At 35.7% G+C, this 21,373-nt stretch carries 12 protein-coding genes; 5 read left to right on the forward strand and 7 right to left on the reverse strand.

What is annotated here, in order from left to right:
* Positions 1-194 precede the first annotated feature (194 nt).
* Genes ACY0M5_RS11580 through ACY0M5_RS11595 form a run of 4 tightly spaced genes read right to left on the reverse strand, consistent with a single transcriptional unit; the run spans position 195 to position 6,950 of the window.
* On the reverse strand, positions 195-1,769 hold the full coding sequence (locus ACY0M5_RS11580) for a DndE family protein (protein ID WP_461629224.1): 1,575 nt from the start codon (positions 1,767-1,769) through the stop codon (positions 195-197).
* On the reverse strand, positions 1,753-3,846 hold the full coding sequence (gene dndD / locus ACY0M5_RS11585; RefSeq protein ID WP_461629225.1) for a DNA sulfur modification protein DndD: 2,094 nt from the start codon (positions 3,844-3,846) through the stop codon (positions 1,753-1,755). The genes ACY0M5_RS11580 and dndD overlap by 17 nt, the downstream gene beginning before the upstream one ends.
* Entirely contained in the window at positions 3,833-4,030 is a 198-nt protein-coding gene (locus ACY0M5_RS11590; RefSeq protein WP_461629226.1) for a DNA modification system-associated small protein, read from the reverse strand. The genes dndD and ACY0M5_RS11590 overlap by 14 nt, the downstream gene beginning before the upstream one ends.
* A complete protein-coding gene (locus ACY0M5_RS11595) occupies positions 4,023-6,950 on the reverse strand; it encodes a helicase associated domain-containing protein (protein ID WP_461629227.1) in 2,928 nt (975 codons plus the stop codon). Before ACY0M5_RS11595 ends, ACY0M5_RS11590 begins: the two co-directional genes overlap by 8 nt.
* Positions 6,951-8,133: 1,183 nt before the next feature.
* Between ACY0M5_RS11595 and ACY0M5_RS11600 the strand changes: the two genes are divergently transcribed.
* Positions 8,134-8,766, forward strand: a complete 633-nt coding sequence (locus ACY0M5_RS11600) for a hypothetical protein (RefSeq protein ID WP_461629228.1) — start codon at positions 8,134-8,136, stop codon at positions 8,764-8,766.
* A 622-nt stretch (positions 8,767-9,388) separates the two neighbouring features.
* The gene (locus tag ACY0M5_RS11605) at positions 9,389-9,754 is read left to right on the forward strand and encodes a group I truncated hemoglobin (protein WP_461629229.1); all 366 of its coding nucleotides are present in this window, start codon (positions 9,389-9,391) and stop codon (positions 9,752-9,754) included.
* Between the two features lie 540 nt (positions 9,755-10,294).
* Here ACY0M5_RS11605 and ACY0M5_RS11610 read toward each other — a convergent pair.
* Positions 10,295-10,639, reverse strand: a complete 345-nt coding sequence (locus ACY0M5_RS11610; RefSeq protein ID WP_461629230.1) for a hypothetical protein — start codon at positions 10,637-10,639, stop codon at positions 10,295-10,297.
* Positions 10,640-10,900: 261 nt separating this feature from the next.
* On the opposite strand from ACY0M5_RS11610, the gene purT reads away from it, so the two are divergent.
* Positions 10,901-12,070, forward strand: a complete 1,170-nt coding sequence (gene purT, locus ACY0M5_RS11615) for a formate-dependent phosphoribosylglycinamide formyltransferase (RefSeq protein ID WP_461629231.1) — start codon at positions 10,901-10,903, stop codon at positions 12,068-12,070.
* A gap of 497 nt (positions 12,071-12,567) precedes the next feature.
* Here the strand turns inward: purT and pflA are convergent, their stop codons facing one another.
* Together pflA and pflB are read right to left on the reverse strand one after the other, a co-directional pair.
* Positions 12,568-13,293, reverse strand: coding sequence for a pyruvate formate-lyase-activating protein (pflA, locus tag ACY0M5_RS11620; protein WP_461629232.1), 726 nt, complete (start codon positions 13,291-13,293; stop codon positions 12,568-12,570).
* Between the two features lie 89 nt (positions 13,294-13,382).
* Complete coding sequence (gene pflB / locus ACY0M5_RS11625; protein WP_461629233.1) at positions 13,383-15,608, reverse strand: formate C-acetyltransferase; 2,226 nt, start codon at positions 15,606-15,608, stop codon at positions 13,383-13,385.
* Positions 15,609-16,413: 805 nt separating this feature from the next.
* Here pflB and ACY0M5_RS11630 point away from each other — a divergent pair.
* Together ACY0M5_RS11630 and ACY0M5_RS11635 are read left to right on the forward strand one after the other, a co-directional pair.
* Positions 16,414-18,360, forward strand: a complete 1,947-nt coding sequence (locus ACY0M5_RS11630; protein ID WP_461629234.1) for a histidine kinase — start codon at positions 16,414-16,416, stop codon at positions 18,358-18,360.
* 243 nt (positions 18,361-18,603) lie between these two features.
* Positions 18,604-21,297: a zinc-dependent metalloprotease gene (locus tag ACY0M5_RS11635; protein WP_461629235.1), complete on the forward strand. Its 2,694-nt coding sequence runs from the start codon at positions 18,604-18,606 to the stop codon at positions 21,295-21,297.
* The last annotated feature ends 76 nt before the right edge of the window (positions 21,298-21,373 follow it).

Raw genomic sequence — 21,373 nt, forward strand, 5'->3', positions numbered from 1 at the left:
TAGTATAAGAATAGTAACTCCTGCTGCTACACGATTTTGTTCTGTGCTTACTACATCACCACAATCACTTCATTCAGAATTCCTTATGCTCTCTAAATCCATTCTAGTACGCTGGCCTAAACAGTAAATATTAAGCTTTATACAAACCACACGATACAATCGTGCGGGAGCGGGGGCTTGACTGTGTGGGCTGATTATTCATTTTCTATTGTTTTCCAAAATTGTCTAATCTTGATTGTTTTTGGTTCGACAAGATTGATTAGACCTAAACCTGAATCAAGGCGGTTAATTTCATTAATTAATTTATGTTCGCTCCTTGGTGTTCCGACGAATGTTTTTATCATTTTTGGGTCTTTGTTTTGAACGTTTAAGCAGATTGGTAATTTTACCTGAGAAGCAAAATCAAAGTCTTTAGTTTTATAATCTTCAACACCTTGTGAGAGCATTACGACAATCACACCTTTTGAACGTAAAAGTCGTAATAAGTCTTCTAGTGCTTTCCTAGCATTTTTATTCTTTAAATAGATATGAGCTTCGTCAATAACAATCACATATCTCAACGGTATAATATTATCTTTCGGTTCGGCATCATTTGCAGAACTAAAAAAGAAATTAAAATACCTTAATAGTAGAAATACACACAATTGCCTTAAAGTATCAGATAATGTTGGTGGCAAATTTAGATAAATACTCTTCTCAATAATATTTTCGGAAATATTATCCGAGAAAAGTCCACTTGATAGGTCTTTAATTGCAGCAAGTAAAGTGTCAGGTTTTGTTTTAGTAACCTCATAATACTCTTCAAGTGCATTAGAAAGCTCTGTCATGTTTGGATAAGTATTATCTTTTTCCTCAATCAAATCAGTTATTACAGTTTGTAAGATATGCTTCTGTGAAGTTCCCATTTGCGGAACAAAAGTGCCGATAGTATCTACAAATGCTTTTATACTAAATGTTTTTTGACGCTCTCCCTCGCTAATATTTATAGAAATTAAAGGGTTGAAATTAAACCCATCATTCAAAATATCAATAAACTCGCAATTTGTTTTATCCAAAAATGGCTTCAACTGAGAAGCATTCCCTTCACCTTTGTAATCAAAGAAAATATATTTGAGCTGATTTTCGGTATTGCTTGAAATTTGATATAAAACATCTTTAATCAATTGCGTTTTACCAGAACCTGCCATACCAGCTATAGCAATATTTCTATTGTCAAATTCTGTTAAATCATTAATTTTTATCTCAATTTGTTCATTCTCTTCTGTTGAACCGAGTATAAATGATAATGGTTCTGAATATTCTTTTACTACTGTTTGTTTTTGAACACTGTTTACAATAGCAACGGAACTTGATTGTAAGTCAAGACCATTCTTCACAAGCTTCATTAAAAGCGAAATATGCCCACCACCTGTAAGGTCAGTATTAGAAAGCTTTTTATCAATTTCCGTTAACCCATGGTCAAGGTGAAGTTTAAATAATTTAGAAAAGTCCTCCTCATAAAGAGATTGGTTGTAGTGCTTGTCTAATATTGCTTTAAATATGGGATAGTTTGAACGACCATCAACGATTGTTCCAAATAAACCTCGATCATCCCTAAAATCTCTACCATCAGAGCTGGGAGCAACATCAACACTTACAACAAAATGTTTATTTGTCTGAAGACTATATGAAAATGCCAATCTAGGAACAACACCTTCGGAATTGAATTTGTAAATCGACTTAATCCTGTCGATTACTTCATCATTATATTTACTAATTCTTATTCTCATAGCTTTGGAAATAACCTGGTTTAAAGTTAGATTTCTTATTCTCGTTTACTATCAAATATGATTTAGCAACCTTATCTGAGATTGATTTGTAACGGCGAGGTGTTATCTCATTGTTTGTAGCTAACAAAACAACCTGACTAGATAAATCAGGATAGTAATTATTTAATATATTTTCAATGTGTTCATGGTCTAATCTTCCCAATGGTGTATCAATAAAAATTGGAAAATTCTGAATTGACTCGCTTAGAATTGCTTTAATTAAGCAAGATATATAAATCTGCTTTTCACCAGTAGAAAAGCTTTCTTTGGGAATTTCATTGCCATCTGAATCTAAAAGTGATACCTTAAGACCTTTACCATCAGGGAGTATGTCAATTCTTGAATCTTCAATAAAACTTGAATCTTTATGCTGCATTTTATGCATCAATTTTTGAAGTTCCGCCAAAAGATTATTGGCTAAAGCTTCTTTTTTAGACCGTTTTTGGTTGTCAATAAATGTTTGTAATGAATCAATATACTTCTTCGCTTTTGCAACCTTGTTTTTAATCAGTTGATTCCCACTGCTTTTTTGAAGTAAAATATTGTATTGTTGATTCAATCGCACATTATCTTTAAAAAGCTTGTCTTTTTGGTTTTCAAGTGCACCATTTTCTGCAATAATCTTTTCTAACCTTCTATCTGCTTCATCTTTTAAGGTTACATGTTCTAAAATAATTTCATCTTCTAAATCGGAATCAATCATTTTAATTTGTCTGTCTTTCGCAGTAATAGCTACCTGAACAGTATTAAACTCAGATATAGTAGACTCAAACAATTCCTTTGATTGTTGTTGTAATATCTGCGATGTTTTAAATATTAGTTCTTTATCTGCATTATTTAAATCAAGTTCAAAGTCAGTTCTATTATTAGATTCTTTTACTTCAAATAGTTCGTTTAATAAACCCTGTGCTTTATCGGAGTAAAAGATTTTATTTTTAAATGACATTGAACCATCTTCGGGTTCTGGAGGCTGGTTAAACAGTTTCTCAGTAAAACTATCAAGTTTTTTCTTTATAACTTCTTTATTCTCAATGTCTGACATTGATTGTGCTTGCAAATCAAGCTGTTCAAGTACTTCTTCTATTTTTCCTCCAAGCATTGCTAAAGGAGCCAATTCACTTAACTCATTGAATCTTTTTTCAAGCTCTTCTTTTTTACCCAGTAATATTGTAAGTTCATTAAATAAATCCTCACGGTTTAATGAGGTTGTTTCTTTGCGACTGTTTTTATTAAGAAAGATTTGGTATTCCTTAATTTTGTCTTTCAACTCTTTAATATTCGTTTCATTAAGAGCCGATTTTAAATCAATATCCTCAATTTTTCCTTTATTTAACTCTATTGCCTTTTCAGTATTTATTATTTGTTCCTTAATATTAGTATTTGCCCCTTCTTTCTTTAAATTATTGCTATAAACTGATATATCTTCTTTCAGATTTTCATATAAATCAAGACCAAGCAGTTTCCCTAAAGCATCATTTAAAACATTTCCTTCATCTTTTGTTGAAAGTTCAGCCCATGAAGCTATTTTTTCAGCATCAAAGAACACAAATTTTGCTGCTTCTAGCGGAATCAGATAATCATTGATAAAGCTTACTTTGTCTTCAGGTTCGTTAAATAATTCTTCACCTTGAGAATTTAGAATTAATACCTTTTCTTCAATTTTATCGGTATTGAATACTCTTCTAATGAAAATCTTATTATCAGAAACCTTTAAGTTAGCAGGGTAATCAATTTCTTCAAATTGAATTTCGACTGAAAATTCAGAGTTGTTTTCATCTTTTGAAGTCCAATTCAATGATTGCTTAATAAACTTTTGATAGTTTGTCTCTTTTTGAACTTCACGTTTAAAACTTTCATCTATCTGTGTAATTTTCTCACCATAGAGACACCAAACAATAGAAATAAGAAAGTTTGTTTTACCGAAACCATTTTTACCCCCAATTAACACAATGTTTTTTTTTCCTTGTGTTTGCAAATCAATCTCAATAGTACCATGGTACTGGCGGAAATTATCTAAAATTATCTTACTTATTCTCATTTCCTAACGCTTTTTCTATTTCTAAATCAATAGTTTGATGGATATAATGATTTCTTTTCTGTAGTTTTTTTAAACGCTCAGACTGTACTAACTTATCCATTGATTTAAAATCAACTCCGTTTTTTTCGCAGATTGAATTGAGTTCCTCAATATGCTTTTTCTTTATTTGGTCTACATTATCCATAGAAATCAAAATTTATCTCATTTAACAATTGTATTTTATAATCTTCTAAGGTACCATTAATGAACTTATTCCTATTCCGATAGCAGAATTGGTAAAGTGGTTTCTCTAATTCACTACCTTTTGCTCTTGGCCAAATTCTTGGGTTTATCGCTCTGAATTTTTTTAGCTTTTCAAAATTATCTAACCATTTATTACTAAATACACCCAATTGATAAGGGAATTCTAACTTATCAAGTTTTTCCAATTGTTCATCAGAAAGTGTTTTATTTTTGTATGCTTTAAATAAGCTCATACAATATCTATATAATCTAATCTGTTTTTTATCAGAATCAATACATTTTGGCCAACTATTATTCTTTGTCTTAAATGATACTAATTCTTCGTAGTTGTCATCCCAACTATTTATTGAAGCAGTATCAAAAGCAAAGTTTATTTTTTCGAGTGCCTCAATTTGAGTAGTATGTAATTTTCCTGATTCTAAGCCTCTTTTGCAATTATAACAAAAAGTATAAAGAGCCCTTTCTACTGATGCTATAGGGTATGAATTATAATGTTCTAAGTAGGCTAAAAGCTTATTATAAGAATCCCACCAACGATTTGTAACAGTATGTACTCTTTCGCTTACAAGTTTAACAACTTTGTTTTTAGTATTATTAATTCTTTTTTCTGGTTTCTTTCTTAAAACAGGATATTTCAATACAAGCTCTGATATTTTTTCAGCTTTTGATTTAGCAAGTTTATCTTTACTAATTTTATTTAACTGAACATTCATAAAGCGATATCGCTTTTGTTCTTCTTCACTACCTGACGAATTAGGTAATCGAGAATTTTCGGAAACAAATGCTGATAACAATTCAAAACTTTCTTCCCATGACCGTACTGTTAATTTTCTTTCTTTAACCTCAGTATATTTCAGATTATGATATTGCTTTGATTTTAAACCAATAAATAAACCGCAATAAAATTTAAACCTACTATTGACCTCCATTTGCAGATTGGAATATATATTTTTTGCAGTCGTGCTTCTATATTTATTGACATATTGCGTAATTTCATTAACATGTTTAGGTACTAACTGGGTCAATAAGAACTCTTCTGTTATATCTCTAATTGTACCACCTCGGATATTCCTTTCTTCTTCCCACTCCTTTAACCCATATATGCTTGTTCTACCAAAAGGCACAAATCCATTTATCCTTTTCATTGAAGCCCTTATACTATTTTCATCAGTATCATAATCTGGATATAACTTTTTAACCTTTTGGTAAATTACGTCAACTTTTGAAGGTTCTCCCAATGCTTCCAATGCTTCATACGAATATTCAAATACCTGTTTTATTGTATTTCGTTTAAACTTTATGTTATCATCTAAGTCAATTGTAATTGTAAATTCATTGAAAATAATATGCTCTGCAATTTGTGTAATCACAAAATAATCTGTTTCAACTCCATCACATTGAAAAGTAGTCAAATATGTTTCAAAGTGAAACGAATAATCCTCTTCAATTCTTTCAGAAAGTCTTCTCTTTACGTCAATCATAAGAGAATCAAAATCATAAGATTCTTTAATTTCCTTTTTTATTAAATATATTGAGTTCCATTTTGAATCTACTCCTTTATATTTCACAATATTGAAAGCTAGGCTTTCAATATTCCCGACAACTTCATGAGTCTTATTAAAGATTATTGCTAATATTTTTGTTGCAAATACATCATTATACCTAACGCTTTCTTTTTGTTGAATTTCTTCAATTAAGGTTTCATCAACTATAACAATATCACTATCAGTATTGAGACCATATAGATTTAATGCATCAAATTCAAGACCATATAAAAAAGTGAACCTTAAATCAATTTCATCCAATAGCTTTTTTCTAATCTGTCTTGTTCTTTCTTTCGTTAAACTAATATCTGAAGCAATATCCTCTAACTTCTCTGGCAATGAATCAGTCCAAAAATTAAATCCTCTATTGAATATTTCTTGCTCATTGTCATTAAAAATATAGCTATTTGAAATTAATGTGTCTATAGTTTTAAAAACAGGTAAACCATTTTCAGAATCGTAGTTATTCCAAATTTTGACAATATCTTCTTGTTTAAGGCAGAATTTTCTGCGCAAATAGGTATTAAAAAGTTCTATTGTTAATTCATCATCATTTTTAAAAAGCTGAACAGTTTCAATTTGTTCATTTATTTCACAAAAAAACAGCGTTAATTCTTCAATGGACTTTTTACCAATATTTTTAATCTTTCCTAAATCATAATTTGGCTCAATTAGGATTTCTTTGAGTCCACGAATTGAGAGATTTGAGCCTGAGAAATTATTTATTGCATTTAAGCTACGCACAGATAGACTGCTAGCCTGTGATTCAATTAAATTATTAAGTATTTTTCTTTGTCTAGCTGATAATTTATCAATTTGTTCTTCAATAGGATTATTATTACTATTCAGCTGAAATTCAATTTTAGAAGAATTCATATATTTGTGACATAAACCTATCAATTCTTCATTTGAGCCATCCCCGCAATTTCTAATCTTTTTAAATGTTTTATTGAACTTGTAGTAATTTACAATATCTTCCAGCGTATCTAAATTGGCTCTGCCACAGCTATTCTTGGAACGCATATTAAGCTCTTTGCCTAGAAATAATTGTTCAACAGTTATGGATAGTATGTCGATGGATAGAGTAGTTGGTTCAACATGCAAATCCTTGTGTTTCCTACAAAAACTAATTAATTCTTCATTGCTATTATTACCACAATTTCTCAATTTTTTAAAAGTATGATTTTCAGAGTAGAATTTTAATATGGAATCAATGTTTGTCAGTCCGTTAGATTCACAAATATTTTGTGAGCGAATTGAAATATTTTCAGTCGTAAATAATTCATTTAAACTAATACCTCCTATTATAATATCCATTTTCATTTATATAAAATCCTAGGTGTGCAATCTGCGTGGGCTTCCCTAACTGTTCCGAAGGACAGAAGTGGGTGGGCAAAAACTATTTTTTCCTTGCACCAACCTTCAAACAATGAGACAATATTTTCAATCCATTTTTTATAATTATATAATCTGGTTTAGACATTCATTTTGATCTTTTAGCCTTGCATAGAACTTCTAAATAAAGCCATCAGCTTAATTTCGTTTGTATTTGTTCTTACTCCTCCAAACAACAACACCAGTTTGTAATTACTTATCGTTACCAGAATCCCAATGTACTTATCTTTTTTTATTTATAATAGGAAATTATAAAAAAAACAGGATTACACTATTTTGGTTTGCTGAGAGTAGGGGTTGGCTAAATAAAATACCGTATTTTTTTGCTTCAAAAAAAATAGGTTCATTCTCTGCCTCTGCATAAGAATATATTGTACCATCAGAAACCAGCTTTTGCGTTTTAATCTGGCTCTCAGAAAACTTTCAAATGGCATTTTACAATTTCCAAAATGCATATTGGGATTTTCAAAATGCGTGTTGCGATTTTTCCGAGACCAAAACAGACAGTATTTTGCTCATTTGAAACACCAAAAAGACCCAAATCAACTTGAAAAATGCCTCGGAAAAATTCCAACAGGTCTCAGGAAAATTCCAACACGTCTCAGAAAAATCGCTGGATGGTACAATTTGTTTAAAAAAATACTTTCATGCTGTGTTTTTTATAAAAGCAATATTTATTGTGAATAGGTAATAGATACAAAGGTTACAGAGTATATGTGGCGCGTAAGCTAATTAACAAAACAAATTAAATATTGCAAAGCGTCATTTTTTGGACTTTTCACTTACAACTCATATAAAAGTCTGTTTATTAAACAGTAGTGGTGTGTGGTGAAAGCGGTGATTTCTTGTGTATCGCCCTGTTTAGGCTTTTTAATAACTTAACCATATATTATCCTGCTTTTTGATTTATAAAAAAAGCACTAAAAATGTGCCAATCGAACCGTTTCCGAAACAATTAATTTTCCTCCTGAAAGCCCAGTATTTTTGCGATGTTAAGTAATTTGAATAAAAATAATATCATAAAAATATATATATTTATAAAAAATGTTTTCTAGCTTTAGTACAGGATCCTTAAGAATATGTTTAATCAAAAAATATTAATAAGATGGCACAGATAGTCATAAAAAAAGATTTTATAGAATATAATGAGGCTGGTTTTGCCCGAAAAAGAGACAATTTTTTGGACAAGGCGCCTCAATTGGTTACCGATGGACTTTTGCCCAAAGAATCAACTGATTCGATTATACAAAAGCTGCAGGCGGATAAAACCCGCTGCGACCAGAAAAATGCAGATCAGAAAATAGCCCGTGATTCCCGCACTATTTATGCTGCAGGTCATAGTTCTGTTGAAAAATCATTGCGGGAATACAAAAAAATCATTGACCTTACGCCGGGCATTACTCCTGAATTAAAACTGGAATTGGGTTTGGTGAACGAAAGCAAAGTAGAGTCAACTACCTACAAAAAACCAGATCTGAAAGGAAAAGAAGTGGGGGGTATTCCTCACATCAGTTTTACCAAATTTCCCATGGATGGCATTATGCTGTACAGCAAAATAAACGATGGAAATTACGATTTTCAGACCAGTGTAAAAGGATCGGATTTTGAAGATACCCGTCCGCGGGTGAATGCAAAACTCACCGAGGTTAGAGAATATTATGCCTACTATATGTACGCGGGTAAAAAGGTGGGCAAGCAATCGGAGATCATTCGGGTGGTTCTTAATCCAATAGAGTAAGCATGACAAATAGTTTCCGGAACAATATTGTCCTAATTGATTTTAACAATTGGGCTTTCCGCCCAAACCCGACATCATTTATTCATTAAAGCCTATTTTTATTTGTATTCATGATTTCCGCTTCGCTCCAATTCTTGTCTTGAAACAAGAAACGAAGCAAAGAAATTCAAGGCTGCTTTTTAAAAAACTTCCTTATTTAATTCAAACCTAAGTGCGTACGGGCGATCTTCTCCCGATTATGAATTTTGTTGTATTTGTGAAACAAATACTTACAAATTCTATTTCGGGATCAGCTTCCCGGTCTTACTAAAGGTTTGAACTAAAACGAAAGCTCTTTAAAAAAGATGCCAATCAAATACCTAACTTAAATTGTACCCCTTAAGATTATCACGAGCTGTAAGTTTTTATAAAAGAAGTAATTAATACTTATTCTCAAAAAACGTTTAGGACGCAATTGTTTCCGGAACTATTTTAAAAGCCAAATTGATTTAGTATGCTTTTCCTTGTGTCTGCAGGCTGCAATTAGTGAGCGGATCTGGTATTATAAATAAGATTCTTGTATTGACTTTGGCAGGCGGAAAGCTTAACTTCTTGTTTATTTACTATAAAAGGAGGAACGAAGATGAGCGGAACACTTTACGAACGATTGGGCGGAACAGAGGGAATTACCAAAATTGCCAATGATGTTGTTGATTTGCATTTGCTTAATCCGGCAATTGCTGTCAGGTTTAAAAATGCGAAGGCAGATGAGAAAGCGATGAAAAACGGGGCTGCAACTTTTCTGATGGCTGGCACGGGTGGTCCGGATTTGTACAAAGGTGCCGATATGATGACTACACACAAGGGGATGAATATCAGCGAAAAGGAGTTTGTTGAGGTTATGGCTGACGTGATGAAAGCTATGGATATGAGTAATGTTGGTCAGCGGGAAAAGGAAGAAGTACTTTTTGTTCTTTTTAGCATGAGAGAGGAAATTGTTGCGGTATAGATTGTTTCGGAAGTAAAGAAAGAGGGGGATCAAGAAGGAATTGTTTTGTACTAAAATGAAATTCAGTTTTACCCTTGTATGTAAAGCAGCACTTTATACCAATTTAATTTCAAAACAGACTTTAATCCGCTTCACCGCGAAAGAGTTTGTTTGTAAATGGAAGCACCCCTCTGTTCTTCGAACATCTTTCCTTAAAAATGGAGAAACACCTTAAATAAATGAGTACTTCCTTTTTAAGAGTACCGTAACGCAGTGAAGATTGTGAACGCAATCTGAAATAATATTGTGAACAAAGTGCCGGTCCCGACACGTCGGGAAAAGGGTGCGGATTCTTGAAATTCATTTTTTATACATCTTGTTGCTCTTTATTTTTCAGACCAACAAGATGTGTATAAAGAGTAGTATCTAAAGGGAGGCTGAATTTCAACGGCTTCCCTTTGGAAATTTAAGGGTGAAAGTCGTTGAATAGCTTGCAATTATACTTTTTAAACGTCCTTTTTTTATGGAGAAAAACAAACACGAAAAGGACTTGTTGATGTCTTAATCTCTAATGCGGTCAATCAATTTCCGTATATCGGCCATCGTTTTTGCAGTAGTCCCGTCATTTGTTATTTTCTTTCCAATGGTATTTCCGGGCGATTTCATTCTTTGTGCTTTTACAGGCTTATATATGCGGGCACGTGCTTGTTGTTCCTCTCTTTTTTGGACAATTAATTCCAATTTTTTCAATTGTTTGATTCTTTTTTCTTCTTTTTCCTTTGCAATCCGTTCGGCTCTAAAATTGTAATAGTCTTGTATAACTTCTTCGCTGTCTTGCTGCAGGTAATTTTCTTTAGTCTTAAGGAAGTTGAAAAACTCTGTAAGGGTATTGTGTTCTTTACTCATAGTGCTTTATTTATATTGGGATGACTTAAGAAGATAAATTGTCACGCTAAATTTAAACATTAATTTGAGATACTGTTTCGTTTGATCAATCAAATTTCGTCATTTTTCTGCAATTTGAGTGATGTTGGTCTGCATTAAAATGCCTCTAAAGGTTGAAAAAGCGATTTGTTCTGCCCGGTTTTCGAAAAATAGAATGTAATTTTGCACTTCTTACTACATTAGTAACCATTAAAAATCCATTTATAAACCGAAAGTAATTTTATGGTAAAGAAGATTTTACTGTTGGGCTCAGGAGAGCTGGGAAAAGAATTTGTGATTGCGGCGCAGCGTTTGGGACAAAATACAGTGGCCGTTGATAGTTACGCGGGAGCTCCTGCCATGCAGGTTGCCGATGCTTTTGAAGTGATTAATATGCTCGATGGTGATGCGCTCGATTCAGTTGTAGCCAGACACCAACCGGATTTAATTGTGCCGGAAATTGAAGCCATTCGTACCGAACGCTTTTATGAGTACGAGAAACAAGGCATTCAGGTAGTTCCGAGTGCAAAAGCGGCCAATTTTACTATGGACAGAAGAGCGATCCGCGATTTGGCTGCAAAGGATCTGGGAATAAGAACTGCAAAATATTTGTATGCCGGCTCGTTGGAAGAGATGTATGCTGTGGTGAAAGAGGTTGGAATGCCTTGCGTGGTGAAACCCCTGATGTCATCATCAGGAAAGGGACAGTCGGTAATTAAATGCGAAGCTGATATTGAAAAGGCCTGGAACATTGCCGGCTCTAAAGGACGTGGCGATTCAGGAGATGTGATTGTAGAAGCATTTGTGAAATTTACTTCGGAGATTACTTTGCTTACGGTTACTCAGAAAAACGGTCCAACCTTATTTTGCCCGCCGATTGGTCATGTTCAGGAACGTGGCGATTATCAGCAAAGCTGGCAGCCGGCTGCAATTTCTGATGCCGATGTAAAAGCAGCACAGGAAATGGCTGAAATGGTTACCAACGAACTGGGAGGAGCTGGTCTTTGGGGAGTAGAATTCTTTATTTGCGAAGATGGAGTTGTATTTTCAGAATTATCGCCCCGTCCGCACGATACCGGCATGGTTACTCTTGCAGGCACTCAAAATTTTAGTGAATTCGAACTGCATTGCCGTGCTGTTTTAGGATTACCAATACCTGAAATTACATTGGAAAGAGTAGGAGCGAGTGCTGTTATTCTGGCACAGAGTGAAGGATCTCATCCATGTTTCGAAGGATTGGAGAAAGCGGCAATTTATCCCAAATCTGATTTGCGTTTGTTTGGCAAGCCAACCAGCCGCGAATACCGCCGCATGGGAGTGACTTTAGCTTACAATTCTATCGGCACAGATGTTTTTACCTGCGTAGATCAGGCCAAAGAAATGGCGGCTTTAATTCGGGTGAAGAATAAGTAGAGGAAGGGTCTTGAAAGGTCAAAAATCTTTAAAATAAAAAGGGATGTTCATTGGTTTGAACATTCTCTTTTTATCAATATGGTATTTAATTACTAACCAGCTGTCATCCTGAACAAAGTGAAGGATCTTTTCAGTAAACAGATCCCTCGATTCCTCGGGATGACATAGCACTTGCAAATAAAGAGTCTTGAAGAGTCAAATGGTCGAAAGTCCAAAAGTCTTGAAAGGTCGAGAGTTAAAAAAAAATAGAAGAGGATGTTCATTAATTTGAATATCCTCTTTTTATCAATATGGTATTCGATTTCGAATCGTTTGTCATCCTGAACAAAGTGAAGGATCTTTTCAGTAATCAGATCCCTCGGTTCCTAGGGATGACATAGAGCCTGCAGCTTATTGATAAAGGCTGTGAAATTCTGTACTTACCAAGAAAAAATCCATTTAATTTTCTACAAATACTGCGGTGCTCTGCACCCAGCAATTTGATTTTGTGCTAACTGCTAATTAATAATTACTTCTTTAAAATACTGAAGAAAGATATCCTTTGCCACCTGCAGTTGTTCCAGGGTGTTTTCAGGTACATCGTTTAGTTTGTATTCCATGTTTAAGTGTTCATATTTGTGAACTCCCAGTTTGTGATAGGGCTGAATCTCCAGCTTTTCAATGTTTTCGTATTCCTGAAAATATTTTCCCATTTCGTGCAGATATTCAGTCTGATCGGAGTATCCGGGAACCAGTACGTAGCGCATCCACACTTTCACTTCTTTTTCGCGGAGGTATGCTGCAAATTTAAGGGTGGTATCGTTGCGTTTACCAGTTATCTTTTGATGCCAGCCAGGGTTGATGTGTTTGATGTCGAGCAGAACCAAATCCGTATACTTCATTAATTCCTTAACGTCATCGGTAAGAACATTTCCATTGCTGTCGATACAAGTGTTAAAACCTTCCTCTTTCAGCTGCCTGAAAAGTATTTTGAGTTTTTTTGCCTGCCAAAGCGGTTCTCCGCCCGAAATGGTTACTCCGCCAATTTTCCCAAAAAAAGGACGCTGGTTGCGTGCTTTTCTCATGATTTTTTCAAGTGGAGTCGGTGTTCCTCCTTCGAAAGTAATGGTATCGGGATTGGCACAATACAAACATTTAAAGGCGCATCCCTGCAGAAATACGACCAGTCGGATTCCCGGGCCATCATATGTACCTAATGATTCAAAAGAATGAACGTTTAACATGATTTGCTTGTTTCGTGAATGAGGATCAAAAAAGAGGCCGGAAACTTTCAGTTGAAAGCTCCGGGACTCATTATGTCATTATTAATATCTTACATTCTCTCGAAAAAGCTGCGGGAGATCACCTCCAGCTGCTGTTCGCGGGTTAAACGTACAAAGTTTACGGCATAACCCGAAACACGGATAGTCAGCTGAGGATATTCTTCAGGATGCTCCATTGCATCCTCCAGCATTGCGCGGTCCAGAACATTTACGTTTAAGTGATGAGCACCTTTTGTAAAGTAAGCATCCATCATGGTCACCAGATTATCCTGACGGGTTGCTGCTGTTGCTCCCAACGATTTAGGAACAATAGAGAAGGTGTTCGAAATACCGTCCAAAGAATCTTCGTAGTTGATTTTAGCTACAGAATTCAATGAGGCAATTGCGCCGTGAGAATCACGTCCGTGCATAGGATTTGCACCCGGAGCAAAAGGCACACCTGCCGCTCTTCCATCAGGAGTAGCACCGGTTTTTAATCCATACACTACGTTCGAGGTAATGGTAAGAATCGACATGGTTGGCTCGGCATTCTTATAGGTATGCAGTTCTTTCAACAGGCTATTGAATAGATTTGGAATTTCAACAGCAAAACAATCTACTGCATCATCGTCATTTCCATAGTATGGAAAATCGCCTTCAATTTTGAAATCGCAGGTCAAACCTTCTTCGTTACGAACAGCAGTTACTTTTGCATTCTTAATTGCTGATAAGGAATCCGCAACAATCGAAAGACCGGCAATCCCATAAGCAAGATTGATAGCCGGATTGGTATCAACCAAAGCCATCTGAGCTTTTTCGTAGTAATATTTATCGTGCATGTAATGAATGATGTTCATTGAATCGTTGTAAACACGAGCCATTTCCTTCATCGCAATCATATAGTTGCTCATTACTTCGTCGAAATTCAATTTGTCACTGCTCATGGCAGGAATGCCATTGATCAACTGAGTTCCTGTTTTCTCACAGCGACCTCCGTTCAATGCCAAAAGAAGCGTTTTAGCCAGATTACAGCGTGCACCAAAAAACTGAATCTGTTTTCCGATTTCCTGATAGGAGACACAGCAGGCAATTCCGTAATCATCCGATTTACGGGTATCACACATCAACTGGTCATTCTCATACTGAATAGAAGAGGTATCGATAGAAACCTGAGCACAGAATTTCTTGAATCCTTCAGGTAATGTTTCAGACCAAAGAACCGTCATGTTTGGTTCCGGAGAAGCTCCGAGAGTATATAGTGTATTTAAGAAACGGAAGGATGTCCTGGTTACTTTGGTTCTGCCGTCAATGGTGTTACCACCGATCGATTCAGTAACCCAGGTTGGATCTCCTGCAAAAATCTCATCGTACGCATTCATACGAAGGTGACGAACCATGCGCAGTTTCATTACGAATTGGTCAAGCATTTCCTGAGCAAATTCTTCGGTAATAAAACCTGACTCCAAATCTCGGTTGATATAGGCATCCAGAAAAGTTGAAACATTACCCAATGACATTGCAGCACCATCCTGTTCTTTTACCGCAGCAAGATAGCCCATGTAAACCCACTGAATAGCCTCCTGAGCTGTCTCAGCCGGACGATTCAATTCCAAGCCGTATTTTTCACCCAGTTTTTTAATTTCGCCAAGAGCTTTTATTTGTTCGGCAACTTCTTCGCGAAGACGAATCAATTGATCTGTCATCGTTCCGGTTAAACCATTCAAATCTTCCTTTTTTGCTTCAATCAAACGATCAATACCATATAAGGCTACACGACGGTAATCACCGATAATACGGCCACGGGCATAGTTGTCAGGCAATCCGGTAAGGAAACCTAAGGAACGAAATTTACGGATTTCGCTGGTATAAGCATCAAAAACCCCATCGTTGTGTGTTTTTGCATAATTGCGGAAGATGTCCTTTACACGATCTGATACTTCAAGACCTTGTTCCGAGCATGCTTTTTCAACAACAGCAATGCCGCCGTAAGGTTTCATGGCTCTGCGAAGCAATTCATCGGCCTGCAGGCCAACAATCAGCTCTAATGATTTATCGATATATCCAGCTCCGTGAGAAGCAATAGCCGACACTGTTTCTGTATCAATTGAGCGAACTCCATTGTTGGCACGCTCTTCTTTAACAGCCTCTTTGCAGATATTCCAAAGTTTTTTTGTGCGTTCGGTTGCTCCTGTTAAAAAGGAAGCATCTCCTGTGTAAGAAGTTAAATTGTTACTAACGAAATCTCTAACGTTAATCGTTTTTTGCCATTCACCGGCTTTAAATTGAATTCTTTTCATTCGAATAATGATTTATTTCAATGGTTGAATGGAACAATCATCAGTCCTGTATTGATTTTTAAAATCAGAATTAATGCAGGACTCCTGGTGTTTGTCCGCTTAAAATTTTGGTATTACGTTTTCTCTTACTTTGTTTTTTTTGATCAGCAAAAGAAGAAGAGTTAAAACTCTTTTTTGCTGTAAGGGTGCAAAGAAACTCTTTTCTGTTTTCTCACGCAATACCTGTTAATAGTGATTTTTTACCGCAAACGATATTGTAAAAACAAAAGTTCCGGTTATAGATGACTTAGCTGACGGATGAAAATATGTTGAGAAATATGTTATTTAGATGGATTATACAGAAAGAAATAAAATTTCATAGGAATTAAGATGGGTTTTAAGATTTGTAATCAATATTGTCCTAAATTGATTTTAACAATTGGGCTTTCCGCCCAAACCCGACATCATTTCTTGTCTTGAAACAAGAAACGAAGCAAAGAAATTCAAGGCTGCTTTTTAAAAAACTTCCTTATTTAGTTCAAACCTAAGTGCGTACGGGCGATCTTCGAACAAGTTCTCAGCTTCCCGGTCTTACTAAAGGTTTGAACTAAAACGAAAGCTCTTTAAAAAAGATGCCAATCAAATACCTAACTTAAATTGTACCCCTTAAGATTATCACGAGCTGTAAGTTTTTATAAAAGAAGTAATTAATACTTATTCTCAAAAAACGTTTAGGACGCAATTGATTTGTAATCTATTTTTTTTTGTTGTGATTTGGATACTACTCTTTTGATCTGCTACATTTGTGCTTTACTTATACTACAGAATGAAGTTTCGTAACAAATCAATTATACTGGTCGGGATAATTATTATTCTGAGTTTTGGAGGTGTCGCTTATTTAATAGGCGAGAAGATGGCAGTTACTGCCGGGAAAATGAGTCTGGATCTGGCTGTCTCTAAAGCGCAAAATAGTTTTTTAATCGTTAAAAACGAGTTGGACGGCAGTGTTCTTCGCACTGGTTTAATGGCCAACGCATTGGTGGAGTCTATTGATTTTCCCGGACAGGACGAAAAGGTAATTGTAAAAACGCTGCAGTCTGAATTAAAAATCAGAAATGAATTAAATGCTTGCTGGTATTCATCAATTGATGAAAATGATGCTTCCGGTCCGGGAAAATTGAATGTGTATTTTAGGAAGAAGGGGAATGAAATTGTTAAGAGTCCACTTTTAGAAAAGCAACTCGATTTAATCGAAAAGCTGATGATTCAGGGAAGAGAGATGATTTCGGCACCTTATTGGAGTTCTGATAATCGTTTGCTTGCAACGGTGTTGGAGCCTGTGATTAAAAATGATAAGATTGTTGGGGTTTTAGGAACAGATTTGGATTTGTATCAGTTTCAGCAGCATTTTTATGACAACGAATCATTAGGAAGAGCTTATGTAACTATTATTTCGGAACAAGGATTCTGTATTTCTCATCCTGATGAGAATTTGATTGGGAAGCGAATTGATACTTTGGCAGAAGGGGCCCGGATTCATGAAGTTTTGGCTTCGGGGAAAAAATATCAGGAAGAAGTTCAGTCTGATTATTTACAAGTGCCTGTTATGAGAGTATATCAGCCCGTTAAAATTGGTAATTTGGATAAAAAATGGCTGGTAACTGTTAGTGTTCCTCTTTTTAATGTGAAAGAATCTGTTCAGGAAATCCGAAATTCAACCTTTCTGATTGGTTTGGTTTTGGCTCTTTTACTAATGATATTTCTTTACTTTTCCCAGCGCAGATGGTTTCTTGAATTTAGCAAAAGACAAAGGGCCGAAAGGAAGCATCGTAATGAGGTAAGCAAACTGTCTTCGATCATGGAGAGTACCGATCAGATCATGATTTTTTCGGTGGATAAAAATTACAGGTACACAAGTTTTAACAGTGTTCATAAATTGAATCTTGAGAAAAATGAAGGCGGTAACATTCGGCTGGGAAGTAATTCATTAGATACTTATTATGGTGATTTCCGCATTCAAATGAAAAAGCATTTGGACCGGGCATTGGCAGGAGATCATTTTTTAGTGGAATTTCAAAGGCACGGCATCGATTATCAGCAGATATTTAACGCCATATCCGACGCAGAAGGCAAAGTTGTTGGTGTTTCCAGTTTTTGCTTTGATATTAGTGAAACCCTTGAATTGCGGCGAAAGGCTCTCGAAGAGGAAGAAGAAAAAGTAAAAGCACAGCTAAAGAATATTAAAAATCAGATCAATCCTCACTTCTTATTTAACTCTCTAAATTCTCTTTATGCCTTAGTAGAGGGAGAGCCGAAACTGGCCAGAAAGTTTATTCTGAGCTTATCGAAGGTTTACCGTTATTTGTTGGATAGCAACAACAGTAATCTGATCAGTTTAAAACAGGAACTCGATTTTATTAAGCAGTATCTTTTCCTGCAGAAAATTCGTTTTGGCGACAATCTTCTTTTAGAATATGATATTAAAGACGAAGCATTAAACCGAAAGCTGCCGTCTGTCAGCATACAATCATTGGTTGAAAATGCCATCAAACACAATATAATAACAAGCGAAAAACCACTCACCATTCGTATATCTGTTTCAGACGAATATTATTTAATTGTCGAAAATCCGTATCAACCCCGCACCGATATGAGTCACAGTCCAGGTACCGGATTAAAAACGCTCGAGGCTTTGTATGCTTTTTTGGGCGATAAACAACCTGTTTATGGTATTGAAAATGGGTTTTTCAGGGTAAAACTGCCTTTGTTTTAATCCCAAAAGATTTCTTTTCTATTCTGTGCGAAGGTTTCATACCGGTTTTTTTGTCATTCACTCCTTAATCTTTCCGGTTCACTCCCTTCTTTTTTCTTGCAGATCAAAATTAATTCATTTTTGTTTCGAATTATTGCCCGATGAAATTCATTTGGCAGTATTGAAACGAACAAAACTAAATTTTGTAGTGACGTGAGTATTCGTGTAGGGGCGATGCTCACAACTACAAACAAAATATACTAAATGAACTTAAGCACAATCACACCAAATCACAAAATTACGCGACTGTTTTTGATGGCATGTATTCTGGGGGGAATGAGTTTGCCGTCACAAGCATCGGAACGAACTTCTGTTTCTGCAGAAGATGGAATTTTTACTTTCTGGAAAAAGAAAAAGACAGAAACCGAGTCGGACACTACGAAAGGAAAAGATAAAGATTCAAAACTGAAAAAATACGATGAAATAATTACTTCGGATGCGATTACGAAAAAAGGAGTAATTGATATTCACAGAGTAAAAAAGGATTACTATTTCGAAATTTCGGATTCGTTGCTGAACCGCGATTTTCTTTTGGTCAATAAAATCTCTAAAGTGCCTTCCGAGATTAATGAGTTGGGTTTTAACAAAGGAATCAATTATCAAAATTTATTGATTCGTTTTGAAGTGGATACTTTAACTGAAAAAATTTGGGTGAAAACTTATCATCCATACTACGAAGGGAAAGCAGGGGATGCAATTACTCAATCGGTAGAGGATAATTACATGCCTTCCATAAGAGAATGCTTCGATTTGGCTTGTTTTGGAAAAGACTCAACCACCTATGTATTTAAAGTAAATAAGGTATTCGACGGATCGGAAAAAAGTTTAAATGATTTGTTTGGAGTACTTGGAATGCCTGGATCTGCAGTAAAAGATCTGTCGAAAATAAGTGCAGCGAAAAGTTTCCCGGAAAATTTAGTAATGAAGTCATTGCTGACCACCAAAGCAGAAGGGATTACCGTAACGGTTGAAGTTACATCGAATATGGTTTTGTTGGCTAAGAAAGCGATGAAACCAAGATTTGCAGACCGGAGAATCGGATACTTTACAACCAAACATTTTTATTATAGTGATGATCAGCAAGCTGTTGAAAACAGAGAGTTTGTGAATCGCTGGAGATTGGAGCCAAAATCAGAAGATGTAGAAAAATATTTAGCGGGAGAATTGGTGGAACCGAAAAAGCCAATTGTTTACTATATCGATCCATCAACACCGCCGCAGTGGCGGCAGGCTATAAAAGACGGAATTACCGATTGGCAGTCTGCTTTTGAAAAAGCTGGATTTAAAAATGCCATTATTGCAAAAGATGCACCAACAGACGATCCTGATTTTGACGGTGATGATGTTCGTTACTCCATGATTACATATGCAGCATCCAGTCAGGCAAATGCAATGGGACCTTCGGTTGTAGATCCCCGGTCGGGTGAAATTATTGAGGCTGACGTTATTTGGTGGCACAATGTGATGACTGCCCTGCATTCATGGATTCGAATTCAGACCGGAGTTATTGATCCAAAAGCAAGAGACAATAAATTTAGCGATGAACACATGGCTCATGCCATCCGCTTTGTTTCATCCCACGAAATAGGACACACTTTAGGATTGATGCACAATATGGGGGCTTCAGCGGCTTTCCCGGTAGATTCTTTGCGTTCCAGATCATTTACAAATAAAATGGGCGGAACGGCTCCATCCATTATGGATTACGCCCGATTCAACTATGTAGCGCAGCCAAACGACAAAGTGGTAAACATTACGCCTCAGATTGGTGTGTACGATAAATATGCAATTGCCTGGGCCTATCGATGGATTCAGGAAGATACTCCTTGGGACGAAGTGAAGGTTTTGAGTCAAATGATAAGAAAGCATGAGAACGATCCATTGTATCATTACGGCCCTCAGCAAGACGGAAAGAATACCATCGATCCATCAGCGCAAAGCGAAGATTTGGGTGACAATTCGATGAAAGCAAGTCGTTACGGACTGGCGAATTTGAAACGAATTGTTCCTGAAGTAGAAAAATGGACTTGTGAAGAAGGTGAAAGCTACGAGAAAGCAGGTAAAATGATGATGGGAGTAATCGGGCAATGGTTTACTTATGCTAATCATGTTGTGGCAAATGTGGGGGGTATCTATTTAGATCAACCGGTATTTGGGGAAACGAAATCAGCCTACGTTCATGTTGAAAAAGCAAAACAGAAAGACGCGATTAAATATTTGATTGAGGAAGTGATTAATATTCCTCAATGGATTGCCAATGCTGAGATTTATAAAAAATCATATCCGATTAGGGAATCAGTAGTTGGTGATATTGAATACGCTCCAACAACCTTGTTTAGAGATTTGCATGCACGTATTTTTTACTCCTTGCTGGAAAAGGAACGACTGTTGCGCATGCAGCAAAACGAAGCTGAAAATGGGGATAAAGCTTATACTTTAACAGAAATGATGAGCGATCTGCATCAAGGAATATTTAGCAAAACAATTAAAAATCAGAAGTTGGATGTTTTTACCCGTCAGTCACAAAAAAACTTTGTTGATGTTTTAATTATTTCTCAAAACAAGACTTTAGAGAAGACAAGTAAAAAGTCTCTCCAAAATCAGGATGCAGCATGTTGTCCGTTGCATCAGCACATGCCCTTGTTGTGCGACTATGGGGTAAAAAGCCGTGAGCTTTTTCATGATCATGAAAGCGATGATCGGTCGAGCCGATACGCCAACCGAAACTTATTTTACGCCACAATGAACCGGGTGTCGGATGATGTGTCGGTGAAACGCGGTGAGCTGCTGCGGATTAAAGAATTATTATTGAAGAAGGTGAAGATCGCCGATGAAGCAACACGCTTTCATTATCAGGATCTGATTCTTCGAATTGAAGAAGCATTACATACACATTAAAAATAAACCCAGCAGATGGGGAGATTAAAAAAAATCTCTCTGTCTGTTTTTTTGAATGAATTAACCACTATTTTAA

This window comes from Labilibaculum euxinicum (genome assembly GCF_963678175.1).
Lineage (GTDB): Bacteria > Bacteroidota > Bacteroidia > Bacteroidales > Marinifilaceae > Labilibaculum > Labilibaculum euxinus.

Excerpts from the sequence above, each read along its gene's own strand:
- ACY0M5_RS11580 (WP_461629224.1), bottom strand. The coding sequence starts at position 1,769 with ATGAGAATAAGAATTAGTAAATATAATGATGAAGTAATCGACAGGATT.
- dndD (WP_461629225.1), bottom strand. The coding sequence starts at position 3,846 with ATGAGAATAAGTAAGATAATTTTAGATAATTTCCGCCAGTACCATGGT.
- ACY0M5_RS11590 (WP_461629226.1), bottom strand. The coding sequence starts at position 4,030 with ATGGATAATGTAGACCAAATAAAGAAAAAGCATATTGAGGAACTCAAT.
- ACY0M5_RS11595 (WP_461629227.1), bottom strand. The coding sequence starts at position 6,950 with ATGGATATTATAATAGGAGGTATTAGTTTAAATGAATTATTTACGACT.
- ACY0M5_RS11600 (WP_461629228.1), top strand. The coding sequence starts at position 8,134 with ATGGCACAGATAGTCATAAAAAAAGATTTTATAGAATATAATGAGGCT.
- ACY0M5_RS11605 (WP_461629229.1), top strand. The coding sequence starts at position 9,389 with ATGAGCGGAACACTTTACGAACGATTGGGCGGAACAGAGGGAATTACC.
- ACY0M5_RS11610 (WP_461629230.1), bottom strand. The coding sequence starts at position 10,639 with ATGAGTAAAGAACACAATACCCTTACAGAGTTTTTCAACTTCCTTAAG.
- purT (WP_461629231.1), top strand. The coding sequence starts at position 10,901 with ATGGTAAAGAAGATTTTACTGTTGGGCTCAGGAGAGCTGGGAAAAGAA.
- pflA (WP_461629232.1), bottom strand. The coding sequence starts at position 13,293 with ATGTTAAACGTTCATTCTTTTGAATCATTAGGTACATATGATGGCCCG.
- pflB (WP_461629233.1), bottom strand. The coding sequence starts at position 15,608 with ATGAAAAGAATTCAATTTAAAGCCGGTGAATGGCAAAAAACGATTAAC.
- ACY0M5_RS11630 (WP_461629234.1), top strand. The coding sequence starts at position 16,414 with ATGAAGTTTCGTAACAAATCAATTATACTGGTCGGGATAATTATTATT.
- ACY0M5_RS11635 (WP_461629235.1), top strand. The coding sequence starts at position 18,604 with ATGAACTTAAGCACAATCACACCAAATCACAAAATTACGCGACTGTTT.